The following is a 7,103-nucleotide window of genomic DNA, read 5'->3' as shown; positions in this document are numbered from 1 at the left end:
TGGGCAGCCGGTCGCGGACGCGTTGCAGGTAGCCGAAGGCTTCCAGTTCGCGCAGGGCGGTGGCGATGCGCTTCTCGCCCTCCCGGCAGTGGGCGGCGAGTGCCTTGATGCCGACTTTCGTCCCTTGGGGCAGGGACTGGATGCGTACGGCGATGCCGACTGCGGTGCAGCTGAGGTCGGGGTGCTGGGCGAGGTGGTTGCCGACGACGGTGAAGCGGGTGGTGTGCGGGATCTCGATGTGGATCACGCCTCGGGCCGGGAGAGGCCCGGGAATCTCCGCCAGGGCGCGGGTGAGCGCAGTATTCTGCTGGGTATCCATTGGGGAAGGTGTCGCTTCCTTGATGGTCAGGCCCTCGGTTGGGATTGCAGTCCCGGTCGGGGGCCGACGTATGTCCGGTGTGGTGTCGGCCCGAGCATATGCCGGGCAACCGGGCCAAAAGCGAGCCGAGTTGGCAAACCTCACCCGTGTGGGTGACGGCGCCCGTAGGCGCCCTCCGGGGTGCGTCAGGTGGCCGGCGGGAGTGGGTTGGGTTGGGTTGTTTCTCTTGTTTCTTTGAGTAGTTGATGTCGCGCTTCACCGGGTCGCGGTCGGGAACGATCCGGTCGGGGCTGTACGGGGCTGTACGGGGCTGTACGGGGCTGTACGGGGCTGTACGGGGACGTCCCGGGTCGCACCAGCGCACGACCCGGTGGGAGCAGGACATCGAGCGGAGATTCCTCGCCGGTGAAACGGGGGCGGCCTCGCACGCTGCGAGATGAGTTCCAACGGCCCTATGGGGTTTCTCGTTGGAACCTTTGGCGGGCCGAGCGCCCGCCGGAGATGCCCCCCGTCCCCGCCCTCCCCGCCGCGGATGCCTGGGGCACCGTCAGGGCCTGAACAGCGATGTCAGGCTGGTCACCTGGCCCGCGTCGTCGACGACCAGGTCGTACCCGATGCCGTCGGAGAACGTGGGGTCGAGTCGGCCGATCAGGGTGACCAGCTCGGCGGGGGAGTACGGGAGCAGCTTGCCGCGGCTGGTGCCGGCGACCTGGTCGCGGACCGGGGCCGCCAGCAGCACCTTGCTGTTCTCGGCCAGGGGCAGCGTCGTGAAGGGGCCCGTGCCCGGGTTGATCTCCCAGGTGTCGAACTGGGTGTTGATCTTCTTCTCGGCGGTTCGCACGGACAGGTAGGCGCGTCCGTTGCTGATCCGGGCCTTTCTGATGTTGACGAACGGCTCGGTGCCGGCGAAGGGGGCGGTGCCGGCCGCCGCCGAGGTGTCCTTTCGAGTTTCACAAGCGCGCTGCCCCCGAACGAGGAAGATCCCGGCAGTCGAGAAGACTGACGGTATCTCGTGGGGAAGTCTGTTCTGCCTGTTCCGGCGCTCACTTGACGGTCAGCCAGTAGGCTTCCCGAAGCGACACCGTGCGGCCCTCGCTGTCATAATCGATGGCGAACACCCACTGCGGCCCGGCACTCAGCCGGTCCACCAATTCGTTTACCCGCATGTCTCCCGCTTCTCCGCCGGCTACATGTTTGACTTCGACCGGAGTTTCCGGTTTCAGGGTCATTCTGTGCACCACTCCGGTGCCTGTGACAGCACCCCTTTCGGCGCGGACCTGCGCCACGGTGACCCGAACCGAATTTCCCTTCAGTGCCACAGCGTCGTAAACGAAACCGAGTTCACTGGCGTATTCCTCCCCCGGTGCGGGCGTCGGGGTCACGAACAGGGAGGCGCTCGCCGCTGTTGTCGGTTTCGCGGCGGACGGTGCCGCCTCCGGTCCGAGCCGGGCCACCGACAGGACCCCCATGGCCAGAGCCGCCGCCATCACCACGCCGCCCGACGCCCGAGCCGCCCGCTTGCGCCGACGGCGCTGATCGCCGCGCGCTCGGACCTGCTCCCCGGCCAGCGGTACGGCGTACCGCTGCCCCGAGACGGCAAGGTCGGCCAGCCGGCCCTCCAGGCCGGTCTCATCGGCCATGCCCCACCTCCGCTGCGGTCATCGGCAGATCCCGGCACACCCGGATCACGGCTTGTACAGCGACTGCAACTTGGTGACCCGGCCCTCTCCGTCGAAGCTCAGGTCGACCCCGGCGCCTTCGCGGATCCGGGAGTCCAGCTGCGTCAGCAGGGTGACGAACTCGGCCTGCGAGGTCGACACGGGTTCAGCGCGCCCGGCCCCCGGGACGTCGTCGCCGCGCATCGGCACGGTCAGCAGCACCCGGGCGTCCTTCGCCATGGTCACCGTGACGAATTTCCCCGTGCCGGGGATGATCTCCCACGTGTCGAACTGGGTGTTCACCTTCTTCTCGGCGAGCCGCACCGACAGCTTGGTCAGCCCGTCCTCGGCCCAGGCCTTGTCGATCGTCACGAACTGCTTGGTACCGGCGAAGGGTGCCTTGTCGGCCGGCTCGGCGGCCGGTGCGGAGGCCGTCGCTGCCACGGGGGAGGGAGCCGCGGGGGCCTCGGTCGTCCCGCCGCAGCCGGTCAGGACAAGGGCACCGAGGACGACAGCGGTGATCAGGCGCGACGTGGCCTGGCGGCGGGAAGCGTGCATGGTCGACGTACTCCTGGAGGCCGGTGCGGGCGGGTTACACGGTCTCTACGCCCCACACCGCCCCCCGGGTTGCATCCGGGCCGGAACATTTTCTTCAAGCGGCGCCGAACGCCGTCCGGCCGGACCCGGACGTCACTGCACGGACAGCCAGTGCGCTTCCCGCAGCGACTGGACCCGGCCCTCACCGTCGTAGTCGAGGGCGAACACCCACTGCGGCCCGGCCCGCAGCCGGTCCACGACGTCCTCCAGCCGCTTGTCTCCCGGTTTCCCTCCGGTCAGGCGCTCCACCTCGACCGGGGTCACCGCCGGCAGGGTCAGTTCATGGACCACGCCGGTGGGTACGGCCGTCCCCTTCTCGTCACGAAGCTGTTGGACGGTGACCCGGACCCTGCCCCCGTCCAGGACCACCGCGTCGTACACGTAGCCGAGTTCGCTCGCGTACTCCTCGCCCGGTGCCGGCGTCGGGGCCACGAACAGGGGCACGCTCGTGGACGGGCTCGGATCCGCGGCGGGCGGCGCCGACTCCGGCAGCCCGGCCCGGACCAGCGAGAGACCTCCCACGGCCACCGCGGCGGCCAGCAGCACACCGCCCGACGCCCGAGCGGCCCGCTTGCGCCGCCGACGCCGGTCCCCACGCGCCCGGATCAGCTCGGCGGCCATCGGCACGGCCCCCTGCCGGCCCCCGGTGGCAAGGTCGGCGAGCCGCTCGTCCAAGCTGGTCTCGTCAACCACGCTTCACCTCCGAAACCCGGTCCGCCCGCGGATCCAGCTCAGTATCGGCCAGAATCCTCGCCAGCGCAGCCCGTCCCCGGCTCAGCTGCGCCTTGACCGTGCCCACCGGGGAGTTGGTCTCCTCGGCGACCTGCTTCACTTCCAGGTCGCACAGGTGGTGGAGCACGATGACCCGTCGCTGTGCCGCGGGGATCTGCTTCAACGCCGCCACCAGCAGCACATGGTGATCGTCCGGCGGCGGCACGTTCGGGGGCGGCCCCTGCCGCTTCGCGAAGGTGAGGGAGGTACGCACCCGCCGCCACCGGCTGACCGCCAGCCGGTAGGCCACGGTACGCACCCACGCCTCCGGCGCCCCGTCCTTGTCCAGCGCGGCCCGGCGTTCCCAGGCCCGCACGAAGGCTTCCTGGACCACGTCCTGCGCTTCGGCGCGGTCGCCGATCATGGCGTACAGCTGACCGATGAGCCGACCCACGCTCCCGGCGTAGAAGGCGTCGAACGCCTGCTCGTCCATCCCCACCTGGTCTTTGGAGGTCGCCTACGTGTTCAGTCGTGCGAACACTGCCAGCCGGCACTCGTACGACGCAAGGATCTGCGGTGAAGGATGGACAACCACCCGGAGACCGGGCCGCACCGGTTCACATCGCGTCGGAGGTCCAGGAGACGGCGAAGTACGTGACGCGTTCGTCCTCCCCGACCGGTCGCATGCCGGCCGCCGTCATCACGTGCTGGGACGCCGTGTTGTCGTGGTCGGCGTCGCCCTTCACCGAGGCGACGCCCCGGGACCGCGCGAACGACAGCAGGGCGCGAAGAGCTTCGGAGGCGTAACCCTTGCCCTGGGCCGACGGGATGAGTCCGTAGCCGATCGTGACGCTGCCGTGTTCGTCCGGAGTGCCGTGGAATTCGACGCCGCCGATCGTCCGGCGGTCCGCGCGGAGGCGGATCTCGTACGGGCCGAACGGGCTGGGGTCACCGGAGCTCGCGCACGTGGTCAGGAAGCGTCCGGCTGCGGACACATCCCCTTCCGCGGGATACCCCGGTGCCCATCGGGCGCTGCCGTCCGGCTCGTTGGCCATCAGCTGCTCGGCCTCGCCGACGGACAGCGGGTGCAGCAGGAGTCGCGCGGTCACGAGATCGGTCATGTCAGGGAGATCTATCACCCGGGCGACGCGTCCGTCCGTGGATTCCGCGAGCGGGCGCCCCTCCCGCCGCTCAGGTCGGGAACTCCCCGCACCACGCCCGGCTGATCAGGTGCTTCGGCAGGCGCGGCAGCGTCGCGTCCACGGGGAAGTCCCCGTCGTGGGCCAGGCAGGCCAGGGCGAGGGGGCCGAGGGCCACGTGGCCGCGGGGGTCCGGTGAGCCGGCCCAGTAGCGGTCGTGGTGGGCCACGGCTCCGGTGAGGGTCTCCGCGAACGCCTCGTGGTTGCGGGTGATGAGGCGGTGGAAGAGGGCGGCGGGCTGGTAGTCGACCAGGTTGAGCAGTTCGGGTGCGGTGCGCGTCGCCACCTTGGGCTCGGACGTCTCCATCGTGGCGATGAGCTTCTGGACGATGTCGTCCATGGACTGCCCGTTCCAGTAGGTCTGGAGGGTGTCGATCCAGTGGAACAGGTAGGCGTCCTGCGACGGGTCCGCGCGGCGCAGGTCGTCCAGGGGGAACCGCGCCAGCCGGGACAGGCGGTCGCCCTCGCGGCAGACGAGGGCGAACCAGAAGGCGTCCAGCCAGGCGCGGCCGTTCGTGTGCGGGGACGGGCCGGTGGCGGGCAGGGCGATCACACGGTCGCCGATGCGGTATTCCGCCCGGCCCTCCTGGGGGAGGGCGGTGGCGAACAGGGCGTCGCCGAGCTGCATCGCGGTGACCCAGGCCTCCCAGGTCTCCAGCTTCGCCCCGTCGGGGTCCTTGGCGCAGCGGGCGAGTGCGTGGGCCGTCGCCGAGCGGAAGGCGGCGGGGAGCGCGGCCGGGTCCTGGGGGAGGCCGGATATGAACGTTGCTGCTGTGGTCTCCAGTTGATCGACGTCGGGGGCGGCGTCCGGGGTGGACGGCTTCGTCCCGGGCTCGCCTGCCGCGTGCAGCCTCCGCATCAGGTCCATCAGCTCCTGCGGCGGTGTGACCTCCATCGCGCGGGTCTGCTCGTCGAACGAGGTGAGGCAGACCAGGCCGTCCCGTCGCCACCAGTACAGCAGCGGGTTGAGGGGGCCGGGCCCGTCCTCGTACGCGCCCATGGCGTACATCCCCAGGTCGTTGACCGCGTCCACCACCGTGGCGTCGACAATCGGGTGGAACGCCAGCAGGTGCCGGGTCGGGACCACGACGAGCGCCCCGGCCTCCGGCAGGTCGCGGCCCGTGAGGGCGCGGGCCAGGTCGCCCAGGACGAGCGCCTTGCTCGCCACGAAGTGGGAGTCGCCGTACACCGAGTGCAGGAGTGCGCCCGACGGCGTACGCATCTCCTCGTGCTCCACCGGTTCGGCCAGCAGGTTCGTCCGGCCCGCCGCCTTCAGTGCGTCGAGGCCCGCGCGGTCGACGTCCGTGTCGGTGAGCATGCGTACGGAGTCGGGGGCGTCCAGGGCCAGCGCGGTCACCAGTCCTTCGGCCGGCTGCCAGGCGTAGCGGTATCCGGATCCTTCGCCCGTGGCCAGCGCCTTGTCGGGCAGCAGGCGCAGTACCGTCCGGCGCAGCAGGTCCTCGGCACTCTCGCCGCTCTGCGCGGCCGTGTCCAGGGAGGTGAAGTGCTGGGCTATCAGCGCCGGCCAGTGCTCCCGTTCCGAAGTCCCGCACCGCTGCGCCAGGACGGTGAGGTTGTGCGTCGATCGTTCGCGTACGGCTGTCGATCCCTCGACCCGGGGGTGCGCACCGTCCCGCGCGCTCAGGTCGTCGGCCACCAGGCGGCGCAGGTGGCCGGCCCGGTCGGCGGTCAGCATGGGCAGATGGGCGTCGGGTGCGTTGCTGTTGTCCTGGGTCACCCGGAAACCCTACTGAGGCGCCTCCTCCGCCCGGAGCGTGCGGCCGCCCGGGAGGAGGAGTCATCGCTCACGCGACCGCGGTCACTACTTGACCGGGCACACCGCACCCGCCGTCATGTTGTACGTCGGCGCGGACTTCGTCACCGCGCGGCCGGTGCCGAGCTGGATGAGGATCTCGTCGGAGAGCAGGTCCTCCCTGCCCTTGAGGGCGTCCGCGACCTTCGTGTCCTTGGGGAACACCATTTCCGCCGCCACGTTGTCCTGCACGATCCTGGCGAGGTTGTCGAGGGCCGTGAACACCGGGTCGGCCGGATTCTCCAGGCCCGGCAGGTCGATCAGGTGGGTGGCGACCTTCGCCGGGTTCATGCAGTTGGGGATGTGGTCCGCCAGGTACGAGGCGATCACCGAGAAGATCCCGAGCGGTACGTGGGCGATGGACTTCGCCAGTTCGAACGTCTCCGCCACGGGGTTGGCGCTTTCCTGGCCGCTCTCCGTCACCAGTGTGAACCGGCCGACCTTGGCGTCGTTCTGCACGACGACCACCGGTGACAGGTGCTTGATCAGTTCTGCCTTGAGCACGGCGTAGTTGGTGCGCATTCCTGCGTTGACGGCGAGGAGCGCGTTCTTCGCCTGCCGCGGCGAGACCGTTGCCGTGCTCGCCGCGTCGCCGACGGGTGCCGCCGCTGCCTGCGGGGTCGCTGCGTAGCCCAGGAAGGCCGCGGTGCCGATGCCGGAAGCGCCGGTCATGAAACCTCTGCGGGTAGCCATCTTCGTATTCTCCATTGGGGATAGTGGTGCGATTTCTGGCGGAGTGGGGGGACTTGGAGGAAGGAGGGGAATGTGTTCATGGGGTTCACTTCCGGTGGGGGCGTGGGTGGGGG

At 70.1% G+C, this 7,103-nt stretch carries 8 protein-coding genes and 1 pseudogene; all 9 read right to left on the bottom strand.

Features of this window, described 5'->3' with window-relative positions; genetic code table 11:
- Positions 1-319, bottom strand: a pseudogene (locus B9S58_RS32580) (hypothetical protein); the annotation flags it as partial.
- A 547-nt stretch (positions 320-866) separates the two neighbouring features.
- Complete coding sequence (locus B9S58_RS32575) at positions 867-1,160, bottom strand: hypothetical protein (RefSeq protein ID WP_103535489.1); 294 nt, start codon at positions 1,158-1,160, stop codon at positions 867-869.
- A gap of 202 nt (positions 1,161-1,362) precedes the next feature.
- Positions 1,363-1,959, bottom strand: coding sequence for a hypothetical protein (locus tag B9S58_RS32570; RefSeq protein ID WP_103535488.1), 597 nt, complete (start codon positions 1,957-1,959; stop codon positions 1,363-1,365).
- Between the two features lie 45 nt (positions 1,960-2,004).
- Positions 2,005-2,535 carry a hypothetical protein gene (locus B9S58_RS32565; protein WP_103535487.1) on the bottom strand — a complete coding sequence of 177 codons (531 nt, stop codon included), beginning with the start codon at positions 2,533-2,535 and terminating at the stop codon, positions 2,005-2,007.
- Between the two features lie 132 nt (positions 2,536-2,667).
- Positions 2,668-3,267 (bottom strand): hypothetical protein, encoded by a 600-nt coding sequence (locus B9S58_RS32560; protein ID WP_103535486.1) that lies wholly within the window; start codon positions 3,265-3,267, stop codon positions 2,668-2,670.
- Entirely contained in the window at positions 3,260-3,778 is a 519-nt protein-coding gene (locus tag B9S58_RS32555) for a SigE family RNA polymerase sigma factor (protein WP_103535485.1), read from the bottom strand. The genes B9S58_RS32560 and B9S58_RS32555 overlap by 8 nt, the downstream gene beginning before the upstream one ends.
- 124 nt (positions 3,779-3,902) lie before the next feature.
- On the bottom strand, positions 3,903-4,406 hold the full coding sequence (locus B9S58_RS32550; RefSeq protein WP_103535484.1) for a GNAT family N-acetyltransferase: 504 nt from the start codon (positions 4,404-4,406) through the stop codon (positions 3,903-3,905).
- 70 nt (positions 4,407-4,476) lie between these two features.
- Positions 4,477-6,222: an immunity 49 family protein gene (locus B9S58_RS32545; protein WP_258045171.1), complete on the bottom strand. Its 1,746-nt coding sequence runs from the start codon at positions 6,220-6,222 to the stop codon at positions 4,477-4,479.
- A gap of 84 nt (positions 6,223-6,306) precedes the next feature.
- A complete protein-coding gene (locus tag B9S58_RS32540) occupies positions 6,307-6,990 on the bottom strand; it encodes a hypothetical protein (protein WP_103535483.1) in 684 nt (227 codons plus the stop codon).
- Positions 6,991-7,103 lie beyond the last annotated feature (113 nt).

This window comes from Streptomyces sp. SM11, from assembly GCF_002910905.1.
In the GTDB taxonomy this organism is placed as follows: Bacteria; Actinomycetota; Actinomycetes; order Streptomycetales; family Streptomycetaceae; genus Streptomyces.
Note: the sequence above shows the minus strand (reverse complement) of the source record. Positions and strands in the feature narration are given on the sequence as shown.